Source organism: Hymenobacter guriensis, assembly GCF_015773195.1.
Classification (GTDB): domain Bacteria; phylum Bacteroidota; class Bacteroidia; order Cytophagales; family Hymenobacteraceae; genus Hymenobacter; species Hymenobacter guriensis.
Genome location: NZ_JADWYK010000001.1, coordinates 175,351 through 201,966, shown reverse-complemented (window position 1 = coordinate 201,966; position 26,616 = coordinate 175,351). Strand labels below are relative to the sequence as shown.

The 26,616-nt window shown below is 60.6% G+C and carries 21 protein-coding genes and 1 tRNA gene; 12 read left to right on the top strand and 10 right to left on the bottom strand.

The genetic code is table 11. The features are described 5' to 3' along the window. Nucleotides 1–102: 102 nt before the first annotated feature. Together sppA and I5L79_RS00835 are read left to right on the top strand one after the other, a co-directional pair. Nucleotides 103–1,857: a signal peptide peptidase SppA gene (gene sppA / locus I5L79_RS00840; RefSeq protein ID WP_196953121.1), complete on the top strand. Its 1,755-nt coding sequence runs from the start codon at nt 103–105 to the stop codon at nt 1,855–1,857. Between the two features lie 132 nt (nt 1,858–1,989). Then, on the top strand, nt 1,990–2,808 hold the full coding sequence (locus I5L79_RS00835) for a purine-nucleoside phosphorylase (protein ID WP_196953120.1): 819 nt from the start codon (nt 1,990–1,992) through the stop codon (nt 2,806–2,808). A 272-nt stretch (nt 2,809–3,080) separates the two neighbouring features. On the opposite strand, the gene I5L79_RS00830 is transcribed toward I5L79_RS00835, so the two are convergent. The 5 genes from I5L79_RS00830 to I5L79_RS00810 form a co-directional block, all read right to left on the bottom strand. Further along, nucleotides 3,081–3,506 carry a lipocalin-like domain-containing protein gene (locus I5L79_RS00830; protein ID WP_196953119.1) on the bottom strand — a complete coding sequence of 142 codons (426 nt, stop codon included), beginning with the start codon at nt 3,504–3,506 and terminating at the stop codon, nt 3,081–3,083. A gap of 81 nt (nt 3,507–3,587) precedes the next feature. Then, nucleotides 3,588–4,448 (bottom strand): DUF4249 domain-containing protein, encoded by an 861-nt coding sequence (locus I5L79_RS00825; protein ID WP_196953118.1) that lies wholly within the window; start codon nt 4,446–4,448, stop codon nt 3,588–3,590. 11 nt (nt 4,449–4,459) lie between these two features. Continuing rightward, nucleotides 4,460–6,769, bottom strand: coding sequence for a TonB-dependent receptor (locus I5L79_RS00820; RefSeq protein WP_231402643.1), 2,310 nt, complete (start codon nt 6,767–6,769; stop codon nt 4,460–4,462). A gap of 124 nt (nt 6,770–6,893) precedes the next feature. Further along, nucleotides 6,894–7,199, bottom strand: coding sequence for a thioredoxin (gene trxA, locus I5L79_RS00815; RefSeq protein WP_196953116.1), 306 nt, complete (start codon nt 7,197–7,199; stop codon nt 6,894–6,896). A 75-nt stretch (nt 7,200–7,274) separates the two neighbouring features. Beyond that, on the bottom strand, nt 7,275–7,724 hold the full coding sequence (locus I5L79_RS00810; protein WP_196953115.1) for a hypothetical protein: 450 nt from the start codon (nt 7,722–7,724) through the stop codon (nt 7,275–7,277). Nucleotides 7,725–8,230: 506 nt separating this feature from the next. Here I5L79_RS00810 and I5L79_RS00805 point away from each other — a divergent pair. Next, nucleotides 8,231–9,298, top strand: a complete 1,068-nt coding sequence (locus I5L79_RS00805) for a DUF6687 family protein (RefSeq protein ID WP_196953114.1) — start codon at nt 8,231–8,233, stop codon at nt 9,296–9,298. Between the two features lie 56 nt (nt 9,299–9,354). Here I5L79_RS00805 and I5L79_RS00800 read toward each other — a convergent pair whose 3' ends face one another. After that, nucleotides 9,355–12,789 carry an AAA family ATPase gene (locus tag I5L79_RS00800; protein WP_196953113.1) on the bottom strand — a complete coding sequence of 1,145 codons (3,435 nt, stop codon included), beginning with the start codon at nt 12,787–12,789 and terminating at the stop codon, nt 9,355–9,357. 197 nt (nt 12,790–12,986) lie between these two features. Between I5L79_RS00800 and I5L79_RS00795 the strand changes: the two genes are divergently transcribed. Then, entirely contained in the window at nt 12,987–15,263 is a 2,277-nt protein-coding gene (locus I5L79_RS00795; protein ID WP_196953112.1) for a GH92 family glycosyl hydrolase, read from the top strand. Nucleotides 15,264–15,511: 248 nt separating this feature from the next. Here the strand turns inward: I5L79_RS00795 and I5L79_RS00790 are convergent. The 4 genes from I5L79_RS00790 to I5L79_RS00775 form a co-directional block, all read right to left on the bottom strand. Beyond that, a tRNA-Leu gene (locus tag I5L79_RS00790) sits at nt 15,512–15,593 on the bottom strand. A 24-nt stretch (nt 15,594–15,617) separates the two neighbouring features. After that, the gene (gene hscB, locus I5L79_RS00785; protein ID WP_196953111.1) at nt 15,618–16,148 is read right to left on the bottom strand and encodes a Fe-S protein assembly co-chaperone HscB; all 531 of its coding nucleotides are present in this window, start codon (nt 16,146–16,148) and stop codon (nt 15,618–15,620) included. Between the two features lie 50 nt (nt 16,149–16,198). Next, nucleotides 16,199–16,513: a putative quinol monooxygenase gene (locus tag I5L79_RS00780; RefSeq protein ID WP_196953110.1), complete on the bottom strand. Its 315-nt coding sequence runs from the start codon at nt 16,511–16,513 to the stop codon at nt 16,199–16,201. Nucleotides 16,514–16,624: 111 nt separating this feature from the next. Next, nucleotides 16,625–17,395: an SAM hydrolase/SAM-dependent halogenase family protein gene (locus tag I5L79_RS00775; protein ID WP_196953109.1), complete on the bottom strand. Its 771-nt coding sequence runs from the start codon at nt 17,393–17,395 to the stop codon at nt 16,625–16,627. Between the two features lie 130 nt (nt 17,396–17,525). Between I5L79_RS00775 and I5L79_RS00770 the strand changes: the two genes are divergently transcribed. The 8 genes from I5L79_RS00770 to I5L79_RS00735 all read left to right on the top strand — a co-directional run bounded on the left by I5L79_RS00770 (nt 17,526) and on the right by I5L79_RS00735 (nt 26,615). Further along, a complete protein-coding gene (locus I5L79_RS00770; RefSeq protein ID WP_231402641.1) occupies nt 17,526–18,632 on the top strand; it encodes a PhoH family protein in 1,107 nt (368 codons plus the stop codon). A gap of 156 nt (nt 18,633–18,788) precedes the next feature. Continuing rightward, on the top strand, nt 18,789–19,223 hold the full coding sequence (locus I5L79_RS00765) for a GNAT family N-acetyltransferase (protein ID WP_196953108.1): 435 nt from the start codon (nt 18,789–18,791) through the stop codon (nt 19,221–19,223). A gap of 148 nt (nt 19,224–19,371) precedes the next feature. Then, nucleotides 19,372–21,600 carry a ComEC/Rec2 family competence protein gene (locus I5L79_RS00760; RefSeq protein WP_196953107.1) on the top strand — a complete coding sequence of 743 codons (2,229 nt, stop codon included), beginning with the start codon at nt 19,372–19,374 and terminating at the stop codon, nt 21,598–21,600. A gap of 159 nt (nt 21,601–21,759) precedes the next feature. After that, on the top strand, nt 21,760–22,569 hold the full coding sequence (locus tag I5L79_RS00755; RefSeq protein ID WP_196953106.1) for an enoyl-CoA hydratase/isomerase family protein: 810 nt from the start codon (nt 21,760–21,762) through the stop codon (nt 22,567–22,569). 153 nt (nt 22,570–22,722) lie between these two features. Next, the gene (locus I5L79_RS00750; protein WP_196953105.1) at nt 22,723–23,226 is read left to right on the top strand and encodes a sterol desaturase family protein; all 504 of its coding nucleotides are present in this window, start codon (nt 22,723–22,725) and stop codon (nt 23,224–23,226) included. Beyond that, on the top strand, nt 23,226–24,137 hold the full coding sequence (locus I5L79_RS00745) for a MerR family transcriptional regulator (protein ID WP_196953104.1): 912 nt from the start codon (nt 23,226–23,228) through the stop codon (nt 24,135–24,137). The genes I5L79_RS00750 and I5L79_RS00745 overlap by 1 nt, the downstream gene beginning before the upstream one ends. Before the next feature lie 251 nt (nt 24,138–24,388). Then, entirely contained in the window at nt 24,389–24,904 is a 516-nt protein-coding gene (locus I5L79_RS00740) for a sigma-70 family RNA polymerase sigma factor (RefSeq protein ID WP_196953103.1), read from the top strand. 241 nt (nt 24,905–25,145) lie between these two features. Further along, entirely contained in the window at nt 25,146–26,615 is a 1,470-nt protein-coding gene (locus I5L79_RS00735; protein ID WP_196953102.1) for a phytoene desaturase family protein, read from the top strand. Nucleotide 26,616: the final 1 nt, after the last annotated feature.

The following is a 26,616-nucleotide window of genomic DNA, read 5'->3' as shown; positions in this document are numbered from 1 at the left end:
ATTCGCGTTGACCTGCTGAAAAGGCCTGTTGGTTGATTAGCCGGCATTGGCCCGGGAAAGACTTTACTTTTGTTAGCATCCCTCACCCGTTAGACTTTTCTGATGAGACAGTTTTTCAAGTACGTACTGGCCACGCTCACCGGCCTCGTGCTGTTTGCCCTCGTGGGCGTTGTGCTTCTGATTGGCTTTATTGTAGCCGCCGCTTCCACCGATAAGGACGTGACCGTGGCCGATAACTCGGTTCTGGAATTGAAACTCGATAAGCCCGTGGCCGAGCGAGGCTTCGAAAACCCGTTGTCGGCCTTTGCCGGCGGCGAAAACACTGTAGGCCTGGATGAGCTGAAAGCCGCCATCCGCCGCGCTAAAAAGGACGACGACATCAAGGGCATCTTCCTGAACCTGGAAATGGTGCAGGGCGGCATGGCCACGCTGGAAGAAATCCGCCACGAGCTGACCGACTTCAAAAAGGGCGGCAAGTTTGTGGTCAGCTACACCGATGCGCAGTCGGAAAAGAGCTACTACCTGGCCTCGGTGGCCGATAAGCTGTACCTGAACCCCCAGGGTACGCTGGAGTTCAACGGCCTGTCATCGGAGACGATGTACTACAAAAACCTGTTCGATAAGCTGGGCGTGCAGGCGCAGATTTTCCGCGTGGGCTCGTTTAAAAGCGCCGTGGAGCCGTTTTTCCGCACCAATATGTCGGACTCGGCCCGCCTGCAGACGTCGTCCTTCCTCAACTCCATGAACGACGCCATGCTGGCCGAGGTGGCCAAGGCCCGCAAAATTGCGCCGGCCCGCCTGCGCGTCATCAGCGACTCGATGCTAGTGCATAACGCCGACGATGCCAAGCGCCTCGGCCTGGTGACGGACCTGGGCTACTACGACCAGGCCACCGACTACATCAAGGGCAAGCTGGGCGTGGAGAAAGACGAAAAGCTCAGCCTCATCACGCTGAGTGACTACCTGAAAGGCGACGACAAGGACGACAACACCAGCGGCAACCGCATTGCGGTAGTGTACGCTGATGGCGACATCGTGATGGGGCGGGGCGGCAACGAAAGCATCGGCAGCACCCGATTTGCCGAAGCTATCCGCAAGGCCCGCCTCGACAAGAAAGTGAAGGCCGTAGTGCTGCGCGTGAACTCGCCCGGCGGCTCGTCCCTGGCTTCCGATATCATCTACCGCGAAGTGATGCTGACCAGGAAAGTAAAGCCCGTTATTGCCAGCATGTCGGACGTGGCGGCTTCGGGCGGCTACTTCATTGCCATGGGCTGCGACACCATTGTGGCGCACCCAACGACGATTACCGGCTCCATTGGGGTGTTTGGGGTGCTGCCCAACATCGCGCCGTTCCTGAGCGACAAGCTGGGTATCACCACGGACCGCGTAACCACCGGCAAGTTCTCCGACTTTCCCACCGTCACGCGGGCCCTTACGCCCTTCGAGCAGCAGCAGTTTCAGCAGGAAGTAAACCGCATCTACGCCGACTTCACCACGAAAGCTGCCGCCGGGCGCAAAATGCCTGTGGAGCGCCTGCGCCGTCTGGCCTCGGGCCGGGTGTGGTCGGGGGTAGAGGCCAAGCAGCGCGGCCTGGTCGATGTGCTGGGCTCGTTTGATGATGCCCTGCGCATTGCGGCCCGCCGCGCCAACCTCAAGGAAGGCGACTACCGCATCCAGAAGCTGCCCCGCCAGAAAACCTTCGCCGAAAACCTGTTCAGCTCCTTCAACGAGGAAGCCCGCCTGCGCTTGGTGAAATCGGAAATGGGTCCACTCTACCCCATGTTCGAGCAGTACCAGAAGCTCAGCCAGATGAAAGGCGTACAGATGCGCGCCCCCTTCGTGCTAGACGTACAGTAAGCCGGGTTCGACAAGTTCGCGCAGTGTTTCGGGGTGTTTTTCGCAGGGTTTCGGGGTGGTCGTTCACTCCGAAACCCTGCGAAAAACACCCCGAAACACTGCGCGAAATCCTACCTTGCAGCAAAAAAACAGATGCAAGACCTCCTCGAAGCCGCCGACTACCTCCGCCAGCGCCTGGCCGATTTCCAACCCGAAGCCGGCATCATTCTGGGCACCGGGTTGGGTGCCCTTGCCCGGGAAGTAGCCGTGCAGCACCGCTTCAGCTACGCCGATATTCCGCACTTCCCGGTTTCCACGGTGGAAAGCCACGCCGGCGAGCTGCTGGCGGGCACCCTGGCTGGCAAGCGGGTGCTGGTGATGCGCGGGCGGTTTCACTACTACGAAGGCTACACCATGCAGCAGGTGGTGTTTCCGGTGCGGGTGATGAAGCTGCTGGGCATCCGGCACCTGTTCGTGAGCAATGCCAGCGGCGGCCTCAACCCCGACTACAACTACTCCGACCTGATGCTGCTGGAAGACCACATCAACCTGCAGCCCACCAATCCGCTCATCGGCAAAAACCTCGACGAGCTGGGCCCGCGCTTTCCCGATATGATGGAGCCCTACGACCAGCGCCTGCTCGGGCTGGCCGAGGAAGCGGCCCGGGAGTTGGGGCTCACGCCCTACCTGCGCCGGGGCGTGTATGCCAGCCTGCCGGGCCCCATGCTCGAAACGCCCGCCGAGTACCGCTATCTGCGCACCATCGGGGCCGATGCCGTGGGGATGAGTACCGTGCCCGAGGTCATTGCCGCCGTGCACATGGAGTTGCCCGTGCTGGCCGTATCCGTCATCACCGACCTGTGTGCCCCCGGCAAGCTCAAGAAAGTAGACATTGCCGACATCCTGCGCACCGCCGCCGTGGCCGAGCCCCGCCTTACCGCGCTGCTGCAGCGGGTGCTGGAGAAGTTGTAAGCCAATGTGCTAATATGGAGAAATCTGTGTAATGTGGTAATGCTCTGGCTGGCATTGCGAGGACGAAGGACATTCCGCGCATCAAGCGGCGTCAATCCATCCTGGGCAACGTACTAGGCCCCGGAATATGAAAAGCCCCTGACGCCAGCATGGACGTCAGGGGCTTTTTGGTAGAAGAGTGTCAGGTACGCTGCTCAGAAAGGCTTGCTTTGCTATGCTCGCCATGACAGCTAAAGCATTAGCACATTCCTCCACATCAGCACATTAAATTCCTACTGCCGGGAAAAAATCCGCTGCTCCAGCAGTTGGTCTTTGTTGATGAAGCTGTACACCAGCGTGCTGTTGTCGACGGTGCCAAGGTTGTAGGTATTGGTGGTGCCTTTGTGGTCGGTAATTTCGAGTAGTCTGTTTCCCTGGCCCGTTAGCTTCCAGGTGCCGGCCGTGGTCGTGTTGTCCAGTAGTTGGGTCTGGGTGTAAGTACCGTCGCCCTTGAACTGCAGCTTGTAGCGGTCCTTGATGTCATTGCCTTTAGAAGCTGATTGCCCGCCTATGGCTATTTCATCCAGCTGCCAGGTATACTGCAGGGCAGTAGCCGAATAGGATGGGGCAGGGTCGCAACCGCAGGAAGTGTTTTCGCAGCTGCTCACCAGCCCGAAGATGAAAAGAAATACCAGCGCGAGGGAAAACGTACGGCTCATGGTAGAAGTAAAGAGGTAGATGAATATGGTTTAGGAGTCCACCTGCCACGCTGGCGTTGCATGCCTCGCCTGTGAAATCAGCTACTTAATGATGATCGTGCGCCGCTCGTAGCTCAACACCGTGAATACGCCCAGGCCACCTTGTACCGTGCTGCGGATGCCGGCCGGCTGCGCAAACGGGTTGCCGTTGGCCCCGCGCGCATCATCCACCGACTGCATAAAGTCGGCATAGGCCTTGTCTAGGTGGTAGAGCGTGGTAATGAGCGTGTCGCCGGCCTCAAACTCGTAGCTGGTGCCCAGGGTAAATTCCTGGCCGTTGTTGAGCCGGTCATCGGGCGTGTAGTCTACCTCCGGGTCATCGGAAATACTGTCGCGGTGAATCTGGAAGCGGTAATAGTCGCCCGCGGTGGCGGGGTCCTGAAACCGCACCAGCACGTAGGCCTCGCGCTGGTCTTCGGGCCGGTCGTTGAATTTCCACTCTACCGTATCAATGGGCACACGGGCGGGCATGGTGGCCGTGCCCGTGAGGTGGCGCCCCAGCGCATCCGTGACGTCCAGCGTGAAGACGTCGCCGGGCTGCGCCTGCAGCGCTGCGTGGCCGCGGTGGGTGTAGCCTTTCTTCGTGACCGGGTCGAAAGCCGGGGCAAACTGCAGGGTGTCGCGCCAGCCGGCGGGGCCGCTCAGCACCACCTGCACCTGCTGGGGCAGGCTGGGGTTGGGCGAAGCCAGGTACTCCGTGGTTTCCGTGACGGTGAGCTGGGGTACCTTGCCGGGGTCGAGGTAGCACTCCACCACCAGCTGAGCCGGGTACGCAGGCAGCTCCACGTCGATATCCTGCTGCAGGCCGCAACCGCCAAGTATAGCGAGGCTACCCACTGCCAGTGGCCTGGCGGCCCCGTTTAGCACCGTCCACAAAATCCGTGAAATCCGAGAAATTCGCATGAATCCGTGGTTCAGAATTTGAAATTGTACGTCGCCGATGGAATAATCGGGAACAGGGAAACCTGCCGGGCGCGGTAGCCGATTACCTGGCTTTCATCCTCGTTTTTCACCTGATCGAAGAACACGAAGTAGGGGTTTCGCCGGCTGTAGGCATTATAAACGCTGAACGTCAGGTCCGACTCCGTAAACCAGCGCGTGGGCTTCATCTTCCAGACCAGACCCAGATCCAGGCGGTGGTAGGGCGCCAGGCGGTAGCCGTTGCGGCTGGGGTACACCGGCACGGCCGAGTCTTCGGCCCCGTACACATCCTGGAACAGGAACCGGGCCAGCGGCAGGGTAGTGGGGTTGCCCGAGCTGTAGGTAAACGAGCCCGTGAGGCTTACGCGCTGGCTGAGCTTATGCAGACCCACCACCGTGAGGTTGTGGCGCCGGTCGTAGGTGGGGTAGAACAGCTCCCCGTTGTTGATGCCGGCGGTGCCGCGCTGGGCCGGAAAGCGCCGCTTCGTCCAGGAAAGTGTGTAGCCAATCCAGCCAGTAGTGCGGCCGGTTTTCTTTTCCAGATAGATTTCGTCGCCGTAGGCAAAGCCTTTCCCGAACAGGAATTCGGCGTCCAGATCGGGATTCACGAACAGTTGGGCGCCGTCGCGGAAATCCACCTGGTTGGTGGCCCACTTGTAGTACACCTCATTGGTGAGCAGCCATTGGCCGCCCGCAAACAGGAAGCTGGCCCCGGCTGAGGCCTGCTGGCTGCGCTGGGGCTTCACGGAAAGGCGCGAGGGGTACCAGATATCCGTGGGCAACGACGCGCCGGAGTTCGTGACCAGGTGCAGGTACTGGTACATCAGGGCGTAGTTGGCCTTGAGTGTGAGCTTGGGCGAAAGGGTGTAGCGGGCCGCGGCGCGGGGCTCAAGGCCGGCGTAGGCGTCGGAGCCGCTGCGGAAGCCCGTCAGGCGCAGGCCCCCCTCCAGCTGCCACCGGTCGGAGGCGCGGAAGTTGTCGGTGAAGTAGAGGCCGCCTTCCTGCCCGTTGTAGCCCACGTCGTCGCCGAAGTTCAGGCGCCCATCGGTAGAGCCGGCCTTCAGGCGGCCCACCCCAAAGCGGTGCTGGGTGCCCATGGCCCCGAAGCGCACAGTGTGCCGCTCGTTGGGCGTGTACTCGAAGTCGGTTTTAAGCGTGTAGTCCCGGATGGTGGACGACAGGTTGAAGCTGAACTGGTCGAGCTTGTTGGCAATTTCGTACTTGTAGTGCGTGAACGAGGCCGAGGTGTTGGCGTACAGGCGCGGGCTGAACACGTGGTTCCACCGGGCCGAAGCCACGGCGTTGCCCCAGTTGAAATTGAAGTTGAAGCCGCCCGAGGAGTTGAAGCCGAACTTGTCCTGGCCGTAGTAGCCGCTCAGGTACACGCGGTCCTTTTCGCTTAGCGTGTAGTTGGCCTTGGCGTTGAAGTCGTAGAAGTAGTAGTCGGGGATGGGGTTGAAGTCCGGGTCGCCCTCGTTGAGCTTGTTGATCTGGCGGGTGAAGATGTCGAAGTAGGTGCGCCGGCCCGACACCAGAAAAGCGCCCTTGCCCTTCTTTAGCGGCCCTTCCACCGTCAGCCGCGACGAAATCAGCCCCAGCCCGCCCGTTACGCCCAGCTTCTGGTTGTTGCCCTCGCGCAGCTTCACATCCACTACCGAGGAAAGGCGCCCCCCGAACTGGGCCGGAAAGCCTCCTTTATAGAGGTCCACGCTCTGCACCGCATCGGAGTTAAACACCGAAAACAGCCCGAACAAGTGGTTGGGGTTGTACACCACGGCATCATCTACCAGCACCAGGTTCTGGTCGGCGGAGCCACCGCGCACGAACAGGCCGCTGGTGCCTTCGCCGCCGTTCTGCACGCCGGGTTTCAGCTGCAGGGTTTTCAGGATATCCACTTCTCCAAACAGAGCAGGCAGCAGCTTGGCTTCGGCGGCCGTGAGGCGCTCCACGCTCATCTGGGTGCTTTTCTGCTTTTGCTCCAGGGTGCCGCTGGCTTCCACCACCACTTCGCCCAGCTCGGTGCCGCCGGGCGTCAGGCGGAAGTCCAGCCGCTGGCTGGCACGCAGGTTCACTTCGCGCGTAATGGTCTGATACCCAATAAATGACACGACCACCTGATAGCGGCCGGCGGGCAGGGAAAGCGTGTACGTGCCTTTCTCATCGGCCGTGGCACCCGTACTCAGGGCGGGCACGGCTACCGTGGCTCCCGGCAGAATGCCTGCCTCGCCCAGCACCCGGCCGCTGAGCGTGTTGGTGCGCTGCTGCGCCGCCACCGGACCAGCCGCTAGGCAGATTATTCCCAAAAAAAGCCTTCCAAGAAAAGAAATAAACCGCATCAGCACCAAGCTATAACCCACCAAACAGGCACAAAGGTAAACGCCCCGGCCGGGCCAAGCAGTATGGGCAACTTGCTTCTTCGGGAAAAGACTACAAATAGGGCTGCATCATTTGTGCCAGCTGCTGGGCCGGGACCACGCCCGCCTGCCGCCACACCGGCTGGCCCTTATGAAACAGAATAAGCGTTGGAATGCTTTGCACCCGAAACTGCTGGGCGGCCGCCTGGTTGCGGTCTACATCCACTTTGATGATTTTCAGCTTGCCCTGGTAGTCGGCAGCCACCTGCTGCAGAATGGGCGCCATAGTTTTGCAGGGCCCGCACCAGTCGGCATAAAAATCGACCAATACCGGCATGCCGGGGCTGTTGATAAGTTCGGTAAAAGACTTTTTAGGCATGGCAGTAAGCGTTGAAAACGAAAAAGCGTCCGGCGCAAGCTGCACCGGACGCTCGTATACGGAAGAACCGTGGGGTTATTTTCGTTTTTCGACCACCGTTACGTCGTTGGTTGTCGTCGGGAACTCAAAGCGCCCGCCCACTACCTTTTTGCCGGCCACCATACAGGCCCAGATATAGCGCCCCGGTGTGGATTTGGCCGCCTCGCCCGCCTCCGACTTGAAATAGTCACCGTTGAGCGGATCGGCCGGGTACATAACGTCCGCGCCATTCTGCCCTTTCTCAATATCCTTTACCAGGATATACTCTTTGCCGGTCGACTCGCTGGTGACCACGAACTTGGCGGTGTAGGTGCCTAGTGCACCATATTTATCCATTACCCCCAGGCGGATATAGGCATCGGTAGATACCATCCAGGTTTGGGCCTGCGCCGTTGCGGGCCGAAACGCCAGCATAACCAACAATAGACCCGCTACACGCAGAAGTTGCAGGCCACGGGTAGGCAAAGCGGAAGTAAAAGTTTGCATGCGGTAAGAGGAGATAAAGGTGAAAACAAGGAAAAGGGAAATGGGGGTAAAAGAGCGGAGCACGTGTGATTGGTGGGATTATATCATCTCGCGTAATCAAATATAATGAGGATGCCTGGGAATCAAACAAACGTTTGGTATTCTTTTTTTTATAAAACAGGGAAAAGCTAAACAGAGAAAATGCATTTTAATTACCGGATCAATTCCTTGTTAAACACCTTTTAGTTGTGGCTGGCAGCTGCGGGGGGGCGTCAGGAGTTGTGGGGGAATTAGTGATAGGACCGCAGTACAGCATTCCTGAAGAAGGACGAAGAAAATTTCTTGTACTATGCGGCTATGCAGCCTGCATGATGGGTTGCTGCCGCAGAGTTGCCAGGCGCAATTATTCCCGGGAATAATTGCGGAAGGTGCAGGCACCACCAAACAGCCCGCCCCGGCCGAAGCCCCGGCAGCCAGGTAGTGAAGGTTGATGTTTCTTTGCGCCCTGATGCCGTTCTGATTTTATAATGGAGTTCCTCCCGTTTCCTGCCGCCCGCCGCCACGCTGCCAGCACCGTGGTAGTTGATAGTATTCTGCCTCGGGCTGCCCTCACGCTCGCCCACTGGCGTGGGGCGCCTACCCCGGCCATGTATCAGGATGATACCAGCGCCGGCTCGGTACTGCGTGCCCTGCGGCCGTCGGCGGCCGGGTTGGCGCAGGCGCGCTACGTTACGGCCAACCACTTCGACGTCGACGGATTTGTGGGGGTGTGGGCGTGGCTGAATCCGGTGCTGGCGCTGCGCTACGAAGAGCTGCTGCGCCTAGCCGCCACTCTGGGCGACTTCCGCGAAATCGATTGGCAGAGCCCGCTCGCCGACCATGCCCTGCAGCTGGTGTGCTGGCTGAATGCCGAGGAAAAAGCCCGCTTCTACGAGCCATTCGGGGCCCCGGCCGGGCGCCGCCGCGAAGACGAGGCTTCAGCAGAAAAATTCGAGTGGTTTCTGCCGCGCTTCGGCTCCATCCTGGAAAATCCTGGCCTTGGCCGCGCCGCGTGGGAGGCCGAGTACCGGCGCGTAAAGCAGGCGGCAACCCGTGTGCAAAGCCCGGCTACCACGGTGCGGCGCTACCCCGAAATTGGCCTGACGGTGGTGCGCACGCCGGAGCCGCTGCCATATTATGCGCTGTTCAGCCCCAGCATTGGCACTGACATAGTGCTGAGCTTGTACGACGGGCAGCGCTACGAACTGGAATACAAGTACACCACCTGGATTGACCTCGAAAGCCGCCCCACGCTGCCTCGCCTGCCGCTCAATGGCCTTGCTGCCTGCCTCAGCGACCGGGAAACCGGCCGGCACCGCTGGACCTTCGACGGCATCACCGATACCGGCCCGCTGCTCCGCCTCGATGGCCGGCAGCTGACGAAAGCCCAGCGCTACGCCGACCCCGATCAGCGGCCCATCTATGCCTCTTCCATTTCGCCGGAAGAAATGGAAGCGGAAGTGGTGGCCTTTTTCCGGGTGGGCTACGCGGGCATGGAGCCGAAGCGGTACTGGACCTGGGCGGAAGTTCGGGAAGCCGGCGGCCAAGCAGGATAAATCGTCTGCTAAAATGCCTGTCGGGCTGAGCATAACAGCTATTTCTACCAGGGCCGCTACATTTCCTCCCCAAACCCCAGCACCTGCAGGGAGCTGACGCCACCCGCGCCTTTCCGCACGTTGATCTGGGTGGTCACGCGCTCCTTCAGGGCTTCCACGTGGGAAATGATGCCGATGGTTTTGCCGGTGCCCTGCAGCATTTCCAGCGCTGAGAGGGCCACATCCAGCGTGTCGGGGTCGAGGGTGCCGAAGCCTTCGTCGATGAAGAGCGTGTCAATCTGGGTTTTGCGGCCCGCCAGCTCCGAAAGGCCCAAGGCCAGCGCCAGACTCACCAGGAAACTTTCCCCGCCCGACAGGGAATTCATGGAGCGCACGGCTCCGCCCTGGTATTCGTCCTGAATGAGCAGGTCGAGGTGCTGCTCGGGGTTGCGCAGAATGCGGTACCGGTCGGTGAAGCGGTGCAGGTGGCGGTTGGCCAGATCTACGAGGCGGGCCAGGGTGAGGCCCTGGGCAAACTCGCTGAACTTCTTGCCGTCGGCCGAGCCAATGACTTCGGCCAGCTGCCGCCAGCGGCGAGCTTCCTGCTGCTGCTTTTCCAGCGCCGCTGCCAGTGCCGCGTGCCGCTCCTGCCCGGCCTGGTGCGCGCTCAGCCGCTCCTGTCGCTGGCCCAGCTGCTGATTGAGCTGTGCCAGCTGCTGGTTGCCGCTGGTCAGCTGGTGTTCAATAACCTCCATTGGCTCCGGGGTGAGGGCGCGAATTTCTTCCTTGCCCAGCAGCTCAGTGGCTTCCCGGATGGTTTGCTCTGCCAGGGCCACGTCCTGCTCGTGGCGGCGCAGTTGGCTTTGCAGCATCCCCGCTTCTGCTTCGGGCAGCAGCAAAGCCGGCAGAGCGGCCGGGTCGGGGGTGAGGCCAGCGGCGGCGAGGCTGGCTACCAGCGCCGTGTGCTGCTGCTGCCGGGCATCCTGCTGCTGCTGGGTTTCCTGCTGGCGCTGCTGCAGCGTGCTGGCCGCCACCGTGCGGGCGGTTTCGTGCTGCTGAAGCTGCTGCTCGGTCTGACGTAGCAACTGCTCAGCGGTGCGCACGGCTGCTTCCAGCTGCTGCCGCGCTCGGGCCACATCGGCATCGGGCAGCAGCTCCTGGCGCTGTTGCTGCTGCAGTTGGATGGCGTTGTGCTGATTCACGAGACCTTGCTTGCGGATTTTGAGCCAGATCTGCAGCTCCTGCTGGTCGGCTTCAGTTTTGGCCGCTTCCACGCTCACGCCGCCCAGTTCCTGTTTGGCTTCGCTGAGCTGCTTCATTTTCTGATCAAACTCCGCGATGCGCTGGCGCGCCAGCTCCATCAGGGCCTGTCCGTTTTCGTTGGTGAACGGCAAACGAAAGTACTGAGCCTGGCTTTGAATAGTAGCCCGAACGGGTTGTACCTGATCTTCGGCATCGGCCAGCTCCCGGGCCAGCTTGCTGGCTTCCTCGGCGTAGGCCAGGTGCTGGCGGGCCGCCGCTTCCTGCTGCATCAGGGCCTGCTGCACGTGCTGGTCGGCGGTGGTGAGCTGGTCGCGTAGGGTGCGCAGGGTCTGTACCAGGGCCTTTACTTCTTCGGCGGCGCTTTTCTCAGCAGTTTCGGGCAGCAGCTGAATGGTGCCGGCGGAGGCGGCAGTAGGTTCGGGGCCCGTCTGCTCCAGCATGGTTACGTAGGTATTTAGCCGGTTGAAACGCGCGCCCAGCGCCCTTACCTGTTGGCTGAGTGTTTCTTCTCGCTGCCGGTCGCGCTGAAATGCGTCTTCGCTCACGCCCAGCACGCCGGCCACGTACGGATGCTCCGTGGCTCCGCACACCGGGCAGGGCTGGCCCGCTTCCAGCAGCAGGCGCGTATCGGAGTGCGACAGGATAAGCTGCTGCATTTGCAGGCTGCGCCGCAGGTCGTCCCAGTGCTGCTGCTGGCGCTCCTGCTCCTGATGCAAGCTGCCCACGTGGTAGCGCAGGCGCAGCAGCCAGGTGTCGCGGACCTGGCTGGCCTCCTCAAAACGGACGGTATGCGCCAACAGCTGTTGGCGAGCTGCCTCGGCCGCTTTTTGCTGGGTGGCGGCTTCGGCGGCGGCCTGCTGCTGGCGCTGCCGGGCTTCGTGCAGGCGCTGACTTAGCTGGCCGAGGGCAGACTTCAAGCCGGCCCATTGCTGCAGGTTGGCCGAAAGCTCGGGCAGATCGGCAGCCAACTCACTTACTACGGCATTCAGCAGCAGCCACTTTTCGGTGTCCCTGACCTGGTCCTGTAAAGTGCCGGCTCGTTTGCCGGCCACCTCAGCCGCCGCTTTCAGGCGCTTGCACTGCTCGTTTTTCTCTTCGTACTCTGCCTTCCCCTGCAACAACTGACGCCGGGCCTCGGCCATCAGCAAGTCCAGCTGCTCGGCCTCACGCAGCCGGGGTTCATGCGTTTCCTGAGCAGCTCTGGCTTGCGCATAAGCTTGCTGAGCCTGGTTTCGGGCGGTTTGGGCGGCGGTGCGGCGCTCCTCCAGCTGCGGCAACTTCTCCTGCAGTTGCGCCACTTCCTGCTGCAGGTGCGCCAGCTGCTCATCGGTGCGGCGCAACAGTGCGTAGTCGGTGGCGAAGGGGGCGGCCAGCTGGTGCAGGGCCAGGCGCTGGCGGAGCGGAGCGAGAGTTTCGGCCTGGGCGGCCAGCTGCTGCTGGCGCTGGCGGCCGTTGTGCAGCTTTTCGCCCAGCTCCCGCAGGCGCAGGTGCCACTGCCGCGCCTCCTGCAGTTGCTCCTGGGTGGCAGTAGCGGCCGTAAGCTGTTGCGTCAGGGCCTGGGCTTCGCCTTCCAGAAACGCTACTTCCTCCACCGAAAGCAGGGCCACGCCAGCCAGCCCGGTGCGCAGCTGCTCTACCTGCTGGGTTTCCTGCTTGGCCCGCTCGAAGGCCGCGCGGGAGATGTCGGAGTACTTCCGGGTATCGGTAATCTTCTCCAGCAGCTGGGCCCGCTCGCCGGCTGGGGCTTTCAGGAAGCGGGTGAAGTCGCCCTGGGCCAGGAGCACCGAACGCAGGAACTGCCGGTACTCCAAGCCGCTCAGCTCGGCCACGCGCGGGGGTACTTTCGACTTGTAGGTTTCCAGAAACTCCCAGGTTTCGGTGCCGTCTTCGGCCTGCTTCCGCTCGCTCAGTTCCATGCGCGGGTCCTGCAGCTTGCCCTCGGGGCGCTTGCGGGCGCGGTACTGGCCCCATTTCGAGCGGTATTCCCGGCCGTTGACTTCAAACTCCACTTCGGCCCAGCTTTCCCCGGTGCCGTGGCTCATCACCTGCTCGGGGCCGGTGGATTCGTGGCGCGGCACCTGGCCGTAGAGGGCCAGCGTAATAGCGTCGAGGATGGTGGTTTTGCCCGCTCCCGTGGCCCCCGTAATGGCAAACAGCCCCGCGTCAACCAGTGGGCTCTGGCTGAAATCAACGCTATGTTCGCCGCGCAGGGAGTTGAGGTTGCAGAAGCGGACGCGGAGAATTTTCATGCAAGCAAAACGGCCAGGGAAGGAAGCCGGGAAAAGCAGAAGAGAAAGGCAGCCGTCGGCCGGTAAGCTGCCGGGCATACCGCCCACGAAGTTACGCCGAAGCAGACGTTTCACTGACTTTCCAGAGCAGAAGAAAGCAAACTGCACCGTTCACCTACCTATATTCCCGGCCTCAACGCATCCTCCGACTGAAGCTAATGAACCGCTACCTCGCCGCATTACTGCTCGTAGTTCTTCCTTTTTTTACGCAGGCACAGCCCACTGACTTTGCCAGTCTGGTGAACCCGCTGATGGGCACGGACTCTAAGCCCAGCCTTTCCAATGGCAACACTTACCCGGCCATTGCGCGGCCCTGGGGCATGAACTTCTGGCTGCCGCAGACGGGCAAAATGGGCAGCGGCTGGGCCTACCAGTACTCGGCCGATAAGCTCAAAGGCTTCAAGCAGACGCACCAGCCTTCGCCCTGGATGAACGACTACGGGCAGTTTGCCCTCATGCCCATCACCGGCAAGCTGCGCTTCGAGGAAGAGGAGCGGGCCAGCTGGTTTTCGCACAAGGCCGAGGAGGTGACGCCCTACTACTACCGCGTGTACCTGGCCGACCACGACATCACCACCGAGCTGACGCCCACCGAGCGGGCCGCCCGCTTCCGCTTCACCTTCCCCCAAACCGACAGCGCTTACGTGGTACTCGATGCCCTCGACAAAGGCTCCCACGTGCAGATCCTGCCCCAGCAGCGGCGCATCATCGGCTATACTACCCGCAACAGCGGCGGCGTGCCCCAGAACTTTAAGAACTACTTTATCATCGAGTTCGACCACGCGTTCAGCAGCACGACCATCTACCAGGACAAGGTGCTGGATAGCAAACTGCTGGAAGCCACCGCCAACCACACCGGGGCCGTAGTGGGTTTCCGAACCCGCAAGGGCGAGCAGGTGCAGGCGCGGGTGGCCTCCTCATTCATCAGCCCCGAGCAGGCCGAGCGTAACCTCCAGGAAATCGGCCCCAACGACTTTGAGGCGGTAAAGCAGCAGGGCAAAGCCGCCTGGAACGAGCAGCTAGGCCGGGTGCAGGTGGAAGGCGGCACCGATGCCCAGCAGCGCACCTTTTATTCCTGCCTGTACCGCTCCTTGCTGTTTCCGCGCAAGTTCTACGAGCTGGATGCCGCTGGTCAGCCCGTGCACTACTCGCCCTACAACGGCCAGGTCCTGCCCGGCTACCTCTACACCGATACCGGCTTCTGGGACACGTTCCGGGCCTTGTTTCCCTTCCTGAATTTGCTTTACCCCGATGTGAACAGCCAGATTCAGGCCGGCCTCGTGAATACCTACAAGGAAGGCGGCTGGCTGCCGGAGTGGGCCAGCCCGGGCTACCGCGACATTATGGTGGGCAACAACTCGGCCTCCGTGGTGGCCGATGCCTACCTGAAAGGCGTGCGGGGCTACGATATCAACACGCTTTACGAGGCCATGCTGAAGGGTGCCAACGCCCAGGGGCCGCTGGAGGCTGTGGGCCGGGCCGGCGTGAGCTACTACAACAAGCTCGGTTATGTGCCCTACGATGTGAAAATCAACGAAAGCGCGGCCCGCACCCTGGAATACGCCTACGACGACTTTGCCATTGCTCAGCTCGGCAAGGCCCTGGGCCGGCCGAAAAAGGAGGTGGCCCTCTATCAGAAGCGCAGCCAGAACTACCGCAACCTCTTCGACAAGCAAACCCGCCTAATGCGCGGACGCAACCAGAATGGCACGTTTCAGTCGCCCTTCAACCCCTTTAAGTGGGGCGACGCCTTCACCGAGGGCAACAGCTGGCACTACACGTGGTCGGTGTTCCACGATATCAACGGGCTGATGACGCTCATGGGCGGCCCCAAGCCCTTTGTGGCGGCCTTGGACACGGTGTTTACCCTGGCGCCGGTGTTCGATGCCTCGTACTACGGTTCCGTGATTCACGAAATCCGGGAAATGCAGATTGCGGGCATGGGCAACTACGCCCACGGCAACCAGCCCATCCAGCACATGACCTACCTGTACAACTACGCTGGGCAGCCCTGGAAAAGCCAGTATTGGGTGCGCGAAACCCTCAACCGCCTCTACCTGCCCACCCCCGACGGCTACTGCGGCGACGAAGACAACGGACAGACCTCGGCCTGGTACGTTTTCTCGGCCCTGGGTTTCTACCCCGTGTGCCCCGCCACCGACCAGTACGTGCTGGGTGCTCCGCTTTTCCCGAAAACCACCCTGCGCCTAGCCAATGGCAAAACCGTGGTGCTGAACGCACCCGCCAACAGCAACGCCAACCGCTACGTGCAGGCCGTGCGCCTCAACGGCCAGCCTTACACCCACAACTGGCTTAGCCATCAAACCCTGATGCAGGGTGGAACGGTGGACTTCGACATGACCGATAAGCCCAATATGACCCGCGGCACGAAGCCCGCAGACGTGCCTTATTCCTTTTCGCGGAACGAGAAGTAAATTGATAAAGCGCCTTCTGCGTTGTAGTACGGTTTAGTGAGTAACGACTTGATTTTGGATAAAGTCTTACGTAGGCTTATTGAACAGGCACGCTACAGTAATTGCATGCTATGGCATATTGTTGGGTTCAGGTCAATTGCGGCCGCAAATGGGTGCAAAACCAAAAAGCCCCGGACGCAAAAAGGCCCTAAAAACTGCTTTTGCGCACAGCGAAGCAGGTTTTAGGGCCTTCCGTCAGTAATTCCAAGTACCCGGAGCCGGAGTCGAACCGGCACATCTTTCGATATCGGTGTTTGAGACCGACGCGTCTACCGGTTCCGCCATCCGGGCAGGATGAACAACTCGGTTAGTTGTTCAGGATCGGGCTGCAAACTTAGCCAGACTTTCGCGAATGCGCAACAGATACCGCTTTTTAAGGTAATAGGTGCGAATCTGTTGGAGCGCCTGCGGCCTTGCATCCCCCGGAAGCATTTCATAGCCAGTCAGTACCGGCTGAATTCCGGCGTCCAGAGTTTCGGCAAGCGCGTTTACTTCAGCTTCGACGCGCTGCCGCGTTTCGGCATCCGGCTCAAATTCGAGCTCCATCAGCTGCTCGTTCAGGTCCATAACTTCCATCAGAAAGTCGGCGGGAAGCTCCTGTTTGCCTTCGTCCAGCAAGCCATGGCTGTTCAGTATGTAGGCCATGCGCAGGTCGGGGTCAGAGAGGGTGCGGTAGGCGTTGGTATTCAGCGTGGCCATGTGCAGAATTTTCTGCTGCTGCTCGGGGCTGGACGTAGCGTGGAAATCGGGGTGATACTCCCGGCTGAAGGCGTAGTATTGCCGCTTAAGCGCTGCCGTGTCAGGCCAGAACGTTTCGGGAAGCTTATAGAAAGTGAAGTAATTCATTAGCAAAAAGCAAGGTACAGCAGCAAGGGTACCATCAACCTTTGTAAAGGTTAGTGGACGGCGGCCACTGTAGGCGGAAGATTTGCCGGGTATACGGAAAAGGCCTGGGCCGGAACCGAAAAAAGCCGCTTGGTAGCCGGCCATACTTGGCCAAACAACTCGGAGCGGCGGTAGGCGTCCAGGGCTTCCTTCGAATCCCAGTGGCTATGGGTACAGAATACGTGCGGGGTGTCTGCATCCTGCCAGAGCTCCATATGCCGGCAGCCCGGCTGGGCCCGGATGTAGTCTTCTGAGGCCTGAAAAAGAGCCAGAAAATCAGCAACCCGTTCGGGCTGAAAAGTCATGCGCACAATCCGAATCAGCATAAAAGAGTCGAGTTAAAAGGAAGTTTACGCTAGCGTTTTATAGTTAACATAATAAATAAACAACTGAAGAATCCTTTGCTACGTCGTTGAAATGGTGTTTTTATGACTTGCTTATCCTGCAGAAAACCGCACATCCACCTGCGAATCGAAATTCAACCCCAGCAACTCGGAGGCGTTGCCTTGGTTGATGCCCACGCAGAGCCGGTCCTGACTGTTGAAGATGCAGCCCGCCTCACCGGGGTCGGCAGTCTGAAAATGGGGAAGGATTTCGCGCACCGTTTCGCGGCCGAAATGGATGGTGCAGGCGCGGCCGTGCCCCACGGCTTCCACCGCCGTGCGCGTGATGTTGGTGATGAGGTTGCCGTAGTGGTCGACATGAATGACATGGCCGGTGATGCGGTGGTCCTGCAGGCGCAGCTGCCGGTTGAGGAGCTGGTACTGGGTGATGGCCTGCTGGCCGAGGTCGGAGAGAAGGCCGCCACGGGCCAGATGCACGGCGGCGGGGGCCAGCACGTCGCGGGTAGGGGAGGCAGTGGGCGCCAGTGTGGACAGCTCTACTAGCTCGTCGGCGTGGCCATCGGTGAGCAGCGGCAGCAGGCCATTGTCGGCTACCACAAAGTAGTGACCCTGATAGCGGGCGGCGCGCCAGCTGCCCGCGCCGCGGCCCCAGTCGCTCACCCCGATAAGGTGCACCGTGCCGGCCGGGAAATCATTATACACGGCACCGAGAACGTGTACGGCGTGCGCGATGTTGAAGGGTTCGACGGCGTGGGTTATGTCGAGGACCGGCTGCTGGGGAGCCAGCTGCAGAATCCGCGCCTTCACCGCCGCCACATAATGGTCGCGGTAGCCGAAATCCGACAGAAACGTAATCAGCCCCATGCCTAAAATGCGCAGTTCTTCGTACTATTGTTTACCCGGGTAGGGGCGGCAAAAGTAGGCGTTTTGCCGCTAACCAACGCATTTTACCCGGGTTCTTCCTTTTTTATTACACCGCTAACAATTCCCCGATTTGGTCGAGAAAATCATCACGCTGGAAAATGTGTCCCTGGTTGATTTCCTGGGAACTGATAACCAGAACATTCGGCAGCTGGCTGCCGCTTTCCCGGGCAGTAAGATTATTTCCCGCGGCAACGAAATCAAAATTCAAGGCCAGACGGCCATCATTCAGCGCATCAATGACATCCTCTCGGCGCTCCTGGAGCATTACCACGAGTATGGGCTGGTGAACGACAAAACCGTGAGCCAGTATATTGGCGCGTCCGACGAAGAGCGGGAGGAAGCTCGCCTTGCTGCCTCGCCCGACGTTATCCTGTTCGGAGCCAAGGGCGGCGTCATCAAAGCCCGCACGGCCAACCAGCAGCGGTTGGTGGATGCGGTGATGAAGAACGACCTGGTGTTTGCGCTGGGGCCGGCCGGTACAGGCAAAACCTATATTTCGGTGGCCCTGGCCGTACGTGCCCTCAAAAACAAGGAGGTCAAGAAAATCATCATTTCCAGGCCCGTAGTGGAGGCGGGTGAAAGCCTCGGCTTCCTGCCCGGCGACATGAAGGAAAAGGTGGACCCCTACCTGCGCCCGATTTACGACGCGCTGGAGGACATGCTGCCGCCCGAGAAATTCAAATTCTACCTCGAAAACAAAACCATCGAAATAGCCCCGCTGGCTTACATGCGCGGCCGCACGCTCAACCACGCCTTTGTGCTGCTGGATGAGGCCCAGAACACCACGCCTTCGCAGCTGAAGATGTTTCTGACACGTATGGGCCCTTCGGCCAAGGTGATGGTGAACGGTGACCGGAGCCAGATTGACCTGCCCACCAAGCAGAAGTCGGGGCTGAATCAGGCGCTGGATATTCTGCGGGGCGTCAACGGCATCGGGTTCGTGGAAATGAACTCCGAAGACGTGGTGCGCCACCGGTTGGTGAAGCAGATTGTGCAGGCCTACGACCGGTTCGACACGGAGCAGCAGAAGGAGCAGGCCAACCGCCCGGTGCGCGAGTACCAGCCCTACCGTCGCCCCGGCGGCCCGGCCCAGCCCACCGACCCCGGCAAGCACCCCGATGCCCGCCGCGAGGACGACGGGATGCAGGAACTGCCCGTCAACCAGGAGCAGGTTTAGAGCTAAGCGTACGGCTACAAAACCAGCAGGCAAAGCATTGCGTCCAACCTCCGGTTTGGCAGCAGTTGCTTTGCCTGCTTAGTTTTGCAGCTGCTTGTCGGACGTCAAGATTGCCGCCGCTTCATTCTATCCGTTCAAACGTATCAATCCCAGGTTATGGAAGCCCACCGCATCAGCAACCCCGCGGAGCTGAAAGAGGCCTTTGCTGTCCGTACGGCCGTGTTTGTGGAGGAGCAGCAGGTTCCCCGCGAGGCCGAGTCGGATGAGCACGACCGCACCGACGCCACGCACTACCTGGCGCGGGCAGCTGATGGTACGGCCTGCGGCGCGGCCCGCTGGCGCCCCACCGACAAGGGCGTGAAGCTGGAGCGGTTTGCCGTGCTGGCGCCGTACCGCAACCAGGCTGCCGGCGCGGCTCTGCTGGCTCAGGTGCTGCGTGATGTGGACGCGGCTTATCCCCAGGCTCTCGTGTACCTGCACGCGCAGCTGCCGGCCGTGCGGTTCTACGAGCGGCATGGCTTCGTGAAAGACGGCCCCCAATTCACGGAGTGCGACATCGAGCATTACCGGATGCGTTGGCAGCGTCCATAGCCTCGATGAGCCCCGCAAAAAGCCCCACGCACCATTATGCACGGGGCTTTTTGCGTTATCATGAGGTAAGGCTGCTTGCTTTATTAATTGATTTTCTACAGCTTATCAGGCATTAGCAAATACTATTATTCAGCTCAAGACGTGAGGTATGATACAGTGGGCACCTTATGCATTTGTGCGGCTGGCGCTGGCTTTGGCTGCCGGTATTCTTACCTACTTATATATAGGTAGCACCTTGCCGCCGCTGATTGTCCCCGTGCTGGGTCTGATGCTCCTATACTGTGGCCTGCAGCTCTGGCTGGGCCGCCGGGCCGCACCGGCGCTGCTGGATGCCCTGGGACTGATGGCTTTGCTGACGGTATACGCCGCCGGCCTGGCCCTCACGCAGCAGGCCACGGAAAGCCGCGCCGACAACCACCTGCAGCGCTTTGGAAGCCGGATTGAGTTTTACCGCGCCGTGGTGGACGATTACACCGTGACGCGCCCCGCCACCTACGCCACCACCGTGCGCGTGTCGGCGGTGCGGGTGGCGGGGCAATGGCGTGCGGCTATTGGCGGTATCCGCGTGTCGGTGCCACGCGACTCCGGGGTGGCTGCCCCGCAGTACGGCGACGTGTGGCTGGTGCGGGGCGCGCCGGCCCCGAGCAAGCCCCCGCTCAACCCGGGTGAGTTCGACTACCGCCGCTACCTGGAATATCATCAGGTATATCATCAGCAGTTCATTCACCCCGACCAGTACCTGAAAATGGGCGTGGAGGTGCCCAACCGCTGGCAGGCTTTGGGTATGAAGACGGCGCGGGTACTGGATGGGGTATTCCGGCAGTATGTGCACGCCAGGCGCGAATACGCGCTGGCTTCGGCGCTGGTGCTTGGCATCAAGGATGAAGTGGACCAGCAGACGCGGCAGGCCTACGCCAACACCGGCACCACGCACATCATGGCGGTATCGGGGCTGCAGGTGGGGCTGCTGTTTGCGGCCGTGACGTGGCTGCTGGGCTTGCTGCCGGGCCGGCGGGGTAGGCTATTTCAGTTCGGCACAGCGGCGCTGGGCTTGGCCGTTATCTGGAGCTACGCGCTGCTCACGGGGCTGTCCGCGTCGGTGCTGCGGGCGGCCGTTATGTTCACGTTCATCATCCTGGCGCGGGCTTGGGGCCGGCAGAGCAACATGTTCAATACGCTGGCACTGGCGGCTTTTGTACTGCTGTGCTACGACCCGTTTCTGCTGGTGGATGTCGGCTTTCAGCTGTCGTTTCTGGCCGTACTCAGCATCGTGTACCTGCAGCCGCGCATCGTGCGCTGGCTCGATGTGCAGGGCTGGTTTATTGACCGGCAGCGGCCCTGGCATCCCAAAGCCGTGCAGAAGTTCTGGCGGGCCAACGGCTGGTTCTGGGACAAAGTGTGGCAGGCTACGGCGCTTTCCCTGGCTGCGCAGGTGGCCACGCTGCCCCTGAGCCTGCATTATTTCCACCAGTTTCCGCTCAGCTTTCTGGCTTCCAACCTTATTGCCGTACCTATTTCCAGCGCGGCCGTGTATGTGGGCCTGGGGTTGCTGGTGCTGAAGGGACTAGTAGCCGCCGTCGGCCTACTGCTGCCAGGCGTGGCCGCCTGGCTGGACGTGCTGCCGCAGGGAGTTGGCTGGCTGTTCGAGAAGATGATCTGGTGTTTCAACGAATACATCTTCGGAGTGGGCCACCTGCTGCCCGGCGCGCTGCTCACCGAAATCCACCTGTCGGCCCCACAAACCTGGCTGCTCTTTGCCTGGATTGTGGTAATGCTGGTTTTCTTTGCCGTCCGGCAGCTGGGGTGGCTGGTGCTGGCTTTTTGCCTGGCCTGCGGGCTGGCGGGCAGCAAAGTGTGGGCCGCCCGCCAGCTAGCCCCCGACAAACAGCTTATCATCTACAGCATTCCGCGCCGCTCGGTGGTGGGGTTCTGGGAAGGCGCGGCGGCCGAAATCGTCATGGCTGATTCATTGCCGCTTTCCGAGACCGAGCGCACCTACCGCATTGTGCCCGGCAGCATTCAGCGCGAAGCCCGGCGGGTGCTGTATTACCAGGGCTGGCCCGCAGCCCCCGTACCCACGCGGCGCCTTAACGAGAACACGCTGCTGGTGTGGCGGGGACTGCGCGTGGCCCTGGTGGCCGGCAAGGTAGCCCGCGCCCAGGCTCCTAGCCCGGTGGATGTGATTGTGCTGCGCCGCAACGCCCGGGTGTGGCCCGAGCAGCTGGCTGCTGCTTTCGGTACGGGCGCGCCGGTGGTGTTCGATTCCTCCTGCAAATCCTGGTACGTGGCCCGGCAGGACTCAATCCTGCAGGCAGCCGGCTTCCGTACGTATGACGTTACCATGCGAGGCGCGTTCGTCGTGGCTCCCCGGCAGTAAAGCCTGCCCGTAAACCCGTCGGCCGAAAAGCTGCGTACAACGCTAGCCCGGTGCTTGCGCACATAGCACCATTTTTGTTACGTTTGATTTTACCGTAGTCCGGAACCCCACGCCGGCACTGCTGCTGTCCTTTCCCCTTACCCGCCAGCAACAACGACCATGGACAATCTGCCTACCCAGGAACTGGAGGAGCTGCGCTTCATTCAGTATGAATGCCGCGACGCCATCGGCTATATCACCCTCAACCGCCCCGAAAAGCGCAACGCCCTCAGCGCCGAAATGGTGTCGGAGCTGAAGCTGGCCTTCACGGCGGCCGAGGAAGACGAAGACTGCAAAGTAGTGGTGCTGCGGGCCAACGGAGCCGCTTTCTGTGCCGGTGCCGACCTGAGCTACATCCAGGAGCTGCAGGGGTTTGGCTACACCGATAACCTGGCCGACAGCACCCACCTCATGCAGCTGTTTCACCAGATCTATACCCTCAAAAAGGTGGTAATCGGGGAGGTGCAGGGCCACGCCCTGGCCGGGGGCTGCGGCCTGGCCGCCATCTGCGACTTTGCTTTCACCGTGCCGGAAGCCAAGTTTGGCTACACGGAAGTTAAAATCGGCTTTCTGCCCGCCATTGTAAGTGTATTTCTGCTCCGCAAAATAGGGGAGGCCCGCACCAAGCAGCTGCTGCTCACCGGCGAAATCATTGGGGCGCAGAAAGCCGCGGAGTACGGTCTAGTGAATTTTGTGGTGGGCCGCGACGAGCTGCACACTCAGGTGTACACCTTTGCCCGCCGCCTGTGCGTCGAGAATTCGGCGCAGAGCATGGAGGCTACGAAGGAAATGCTGGCCCGCCTGCCCGAAATGGCGCTGGAAGACGGGCTGCGCTACGCCGCCCAGATGAATGCCGAGGCCCGCGGCTCCCAGGATTGCCGCCGGGGTATTGCAGCCTTCCTCAACAAGGAGAAGATCAGCTGGGAATAGCGCCCGGATGCTCCCCGAATCTGCCGGCCCGATTTTGCCACGTAAGTGGTGGAGTCGGGCTGGTTTTTTAACTTGCCATGTCAGCCACGACTATTTTTGGTGGTTCGTAGCCGATAAACTTAACTTTTTAGCCCTTCTGCTGGTTTGCACCCCATGACAACGCTGGCAGCCGTAGCCGTTTCCGCGGCTACCTTTCTGGGAATGGAACTGGTCGCCTGGGGCATGCACAAGTTTGTGCTGCATGGGCCCCTATGGTTTCTGCACCGCTCGCACCATGTGCGCCACCCGCACCGCTTCGAGCGCAACGACTTCTTTTTCCTGTTTTACGGTACGCTCTCCATGCTGTGCATTCACTTTGGGGCACCGGCCAAGGATTGGCGCTTCTGGGTGGGTGTAGGCATTGCCAGTTACGGTTGCGTGTACTTTTTCGTGCACGATGTGCTGATTCATGGCCGCCTGCGCTTCTGGCGCAAGTCGCGCAATGCCTATCTGCGCGCCCTGAATATGGCCCACAAGATGCACCACAAAACCACCGGCCGCGACGGATCCGAGGAGTTTGGCATGCTGTGGGTGTCGCCTAAGTATTACCTGCTGGCCTGGCGCCGGCCGGCGCCGGTGCGATCAGCCATTGGTCATCAGCAAAAGGAACGGAAGTAGTGGGACAGTTTTCTATCAGCGACCTGGAGCAGCTCTCCGGCATCAAGGCCCACACCATTCGGATGTGGGAGCAGCGCTATGGCATACTGCAGCCGGTGCGCACTTCCACCAACATCCGCACGTACTGCGACGAGGACCTGCGCCGCCTGCTGAACGTGGCTACGCTCTGCGCCCGTGGCCACCGTATTTCGCGCATTGCTCAACTGGCTCCCGAGGAGCTCAGCCAAGCCGTCATTTCCTGCTGCGACGACGTGCAGGACTATTGCCAGCAAGTGAATTCGCTGCTGGCCGCCATGCTGGAAATGGATGAGCGCCGCCTGTGCTACCTGCTGAACACTGCCATCAAGGAACTCGGCTTCGAGGAAGCCATCATGCGCGTAGCTTACCCCTTTTTGCAACGCATTGGGGTGATGTGGCAGGCCGGCTCCGTCAATCCGGCCCAGGAGCATCTGGTAACCAACCTGCTGCGCCAGAAAATGATGGTGGCCATTGATGCTTTGCCGCCGGTAGCGCCCTCGGAAGCCCGCCGCTGGGTGCTGTTCTTGCCCGAAGGCGAAATGCACGAGCTGGCCCTGCTGTTTATGAACTATGTGCTGCGCGCCCGCAAGCAGCATGTGCTGTACCTGGGACAGAACCTACCCACTGCCGAGCTGAAATCGGTGTGCGAAACCTACCGCCCGCACGCTTTGTGCACCGTGATGACGGCCCTGCCGGAGCGCGACCGAGTACAAAATTTTGTGGAGCAGGTGCATAGTCTGTGCCCCGAGGTGATGCTGTACCTATATGGCCCGTTGGCCCAGCAAGTGGGCCTGCGCCTGCCCGCCAACACGGTGCGCGTCCGGCTAATGACGGACTTTCTGGCACTGGCTGGCCGGCTGTGTACCTGCTGCGAGGCGGCTCCCGCAGCCTAAACGCAGCCTTTTCCGCCAATTGGCGTCCATTCATACAGCCAAAGATAATTAAACGCCCTTTCCGGCCTGCGGAACAGGGCCGGCTGAATTTTGCACCGCTTGGATTCGATCCTGAATTTCAGCGGCTTCGTAAGTTGGGCAGGTAAAAGGGGCGGAAAGCCGGTTGTAAAAAATTTTCTTTTGTGCAACCGTACTAGTTTCAATTCAACTCGTATATTTGTTTAACTTTTTGCCACGAAAAGCTAAACAGTATGACCTCGCTGGAATTTACCAATCAAGTACAGAAGATTTCCTACTCGCTGAAGCCCGTGGCGATGAACCTGACCCGCGACGCCGACGATGCCAAGGATTTGGTGCAGGAAACCCTGCTCAAGGCGCTGCTGAACAAGGACAAGTTCAAAGCGGGCACCAACCTGAAGGCATGGTTGTACACCATCATGCGCAACACGTTTATCAACAACTACAATAAGATAACGAAGCGCAACAGCAACATCGACAGCACGGAGTACTTCCAGTACTTCAATACCGACGAAAACTACATTACCCACAATGGCGCCACCAGCGACTTTGTGGTGACGGACATCAACGAAGCCATTGCGGGCTTATCGGCTGATTATCGGACGCCTTTCATGATGTACTACATCGGCTATAAGTACCTGGAAATAGCCGAGAAGCTGCAAATTCCAATCGGGACCGTAAAAAACCGGATTCATATTGCCCGAAAAGAGCTGAAAGACGTATTAAAGGTATACGCCCCCGGCGTGTAGGGAATAGGGAGAGAGTACAACCGCCCCGGGCGTATCACGGGCCGCGGGTGACGGCAGCGCAAGTTGCCTCGCTCGCGGCCCGGTTTGTATCCGGCCTTTTCTGACCGCCCGCGCTTTCTCTGCTGCTGAAGCTCAACCGTGCCTTAAGCCCGTCGTCGGCTCCGGTTTTTAGCTTTGAATCTGCATCTTCGTGCCGTAAGGCGGCGCTGGCCGCCACCTAAATTTCGATTTTTCTGCTGCTTTGAGTAAACACGTCATTGTTATTGGGGCCGGTTTTGCGGGGCTGGCGGCGGCTACTTCGCTGGCGCAGCAGGGCTTCCGGGTCACGGTGCTGGAGAAGAACGAAGGGCCCGGCGGCCGAGCCCGGCTTTTCAGGGCCGAGGGCTTCACCTTTGATATGGGCCCGAGCTGGTACTGGATGCCCGACGTGTTTGAGCAGTACTTTGCCCGCTTCGGCAAAAAAGTAGCCGACTACTACGAGCTGGTGCGGCTGGACCCTTCGTACCAGGTGATTTTCAAAGGCCCCGAAGCGGTAAACATTCCGGCCGGCATGAGCGAGCTGCGGGCGTTGTTTGAGCAGCTGGAGCCCGGCAGCGCGGCCCGCCTGGACGAGTTTCTGCGCCAGGCCGCTTATAAGTACGAAGTAGGCATCAATAAATTCGTGCACATGCCCGGCCGCTCGCTCCTGGAGTTTGCTGACCCGCGCCTGCTCGTGGACGCCGTACGCCTGGATTTGCTGCAGAGTATGCACCGGCACGTGCGCAAGTTTTTCAAAGACCCGCGCTTACTCGAACTGGTTGAGTTTCCTATTCTGTTTCTGGGCGCCACCTCCGAAAATACGCCGGCCCTGTACTCGCTCATGAACTACGCCGACCTGGCGCTGGGCACTTGGTACCCAATGGGCGGCATGCACAAAATTGTGGAGGGCATGGTGCAGTTGGCCCTGGAGCAGGGCGTGCAGCTGGAATACAACGCACCCGTGCAGCAGATTGTGGTGGAGAAAGGCTGCGCCACCGGCGTGCAAACCGCCGCCGGCTTCCGACCCGCCGATGTAGTGGTGGCCGGCGCCGACTACCACCACGCCGAGCAGCACCTGCTGGCGCCCGAGTGGCGCCGCTACGACGAAGCCTACTGGAACTCGCGCACGATGGCGCCCTCTTCGCTCCTTTTTTACCTGGGCGTGAACAAGCGGCTGCCCAACCTGCGCCACCACAACCTGTTCTTCGACGAGGACTTCAGCCTGCACGCCGAGGAAATCTACGAGAACCCGCAGTGGCCCAGCCGGCCGCTGTTCTACGCCTGCGCTCCCTCCCAAACCGACCCGAGCGTAGCGCCCGAAGGAAGCGAAAACCTGTTTCTGCTGATTCCGGTGGCGCCCGACCTGCCCGACCCCGAAGCCACCCGGGAGCATTACTACCACCTGATTATGGAGCGGCTGGAGCGCCACTGCGGCACCAGCATCCGCGACGCGGTGGTGTACAAGCGCAGCTACGCCCACCAGGATTTCCGCGACGACTACCACAGCTACAAGGGCAATGCCTACGGGCTGGCCAACACGCTTCGCCAGACGGCCATCCTCAAACCCTCACTGAAAAGTAAAAAAGTCAGCAACCTGTATTTTACGGGGCAGCTTACTGTACCGGGCCCCGGCGTGCCGCCTTCGCTCATCTCCGGGCAGGTGGTGGCCCGGGAAGTGGCGAAGGAGAATTAGC

Coding starts and splice junctions, on each gene's coding strand:
- I5L79_RS00760 (WP_196953107.1), top strand. CDS start 19,372: ATGATACAGTGGGCACCTTATGCATTTGTGCGGCTGGCGCTGGCTTTG.
- hscB (WP_196953111.1), bottom strand. CDS start 16,148: ATGAATTACTTCACTTTCTATAAGCTTCCCGAAACGTTCTGGCCTGAC.
- I5L79_RS00775 (WP_196953109.1), bottom strand. CDS start 17,395: ATGGGGCTGATTACGTTTCTGTCGGATTTCGGCTACCGCGACCATTAT.
- I5L79_RS00795 (WP_196953112.1), top strand. CDS start 12,987: ATGAACCGCTACCTCGCCGCATTACTGCTCGTAGTTCTTCCTTTTTTT.
- I5L79_RS00800 (WP_196953113.1), bottom strand. CDS start 12,789: ATGAAAATTCTCCGCGTCCGCTTCTGCAACCTCAACTCCCTGCGCGGC.
- I5L79_RS00755 (WP_196953106.1), top strand. CDS start 21,760: ATGGACAATCTGCCTACCCAGGAACTGGAGGAGCTGCGCTTCATTCAG.
- I5L79_RS00765 (WP_196953108.1), top strand. CDS start 18,789: ATGGAAGCCCACCGCATCAGCAACCCCGCGGAGCTGAAAGAGGCCTTT.
- I5L79_RS00825 (WP_196953118.1), bottom strand. CDS start 4,448: ATGCGAATTTCTCGGATTTCACGGATTTTGTGGACGGTGCTAAACGGG.
- I5L79_RS00810 (WP_196953115.1), bottom strand. CDS start 7,724: ATGCAAACTTTTACTTCCGCTTTGCCTACCCGTGGCCTGCAACTTCTG.
- I5L79_RS00740 (WP_196953103.1), top strand. CDS start 24,389: ATGACCTCGCTGGAATTTACCAATCAAGTACAGAAGATTTCCTACTCG.
- I5L79_RS00805 (WP_196953114.1), top strand. CDS start 8,231: ATGGAGTTCCTCCCGTTTCCTGCCGCCCGCCGCCACGCTGCCAGCACC.
- I5L79_RS00750 (WP_196953105.1), top strand. CDS start 22,723: ATGACAACGCTGGCAGCCGTAGCCGTTTCCGCGGCTACCTTTCTGGGA.
- I5L79_RS00830 (WP_196953119.1), bottom strand. CDS start 3,506: ATGAGCCGTACGTTTTCCCTCGCGCTGGTATTTCTTTTCATCTTCGGG.
- I5L79_RS00835 (WP_196953120.1), top strand. CDS start 1,990: ATGCAAGACCTCCTCGAAGCCGCCGACTACCTCCGCCAGCGCCTGGCC.
- I5L79_RS00780 (WP_196953110.1), bottom strand. CDS start 16,513: ATGCTGATTCGGATTGTGCGCATGACTTTTCAGCCCGAACGGGTTGCT.
- trxA (WP_196953116.1), bottom strand. CDS start 7,199: ATGCCTAAAAAGTCTTTTACCGAACTTATCAACAGCCCCGGCATGCCG.
- sppA (WP_196953121.1), top strand. CDS start 103: ATGAGACAGTTTTTCAAGTACGTACTGGCCACGCTCACCGGCCTCGTG.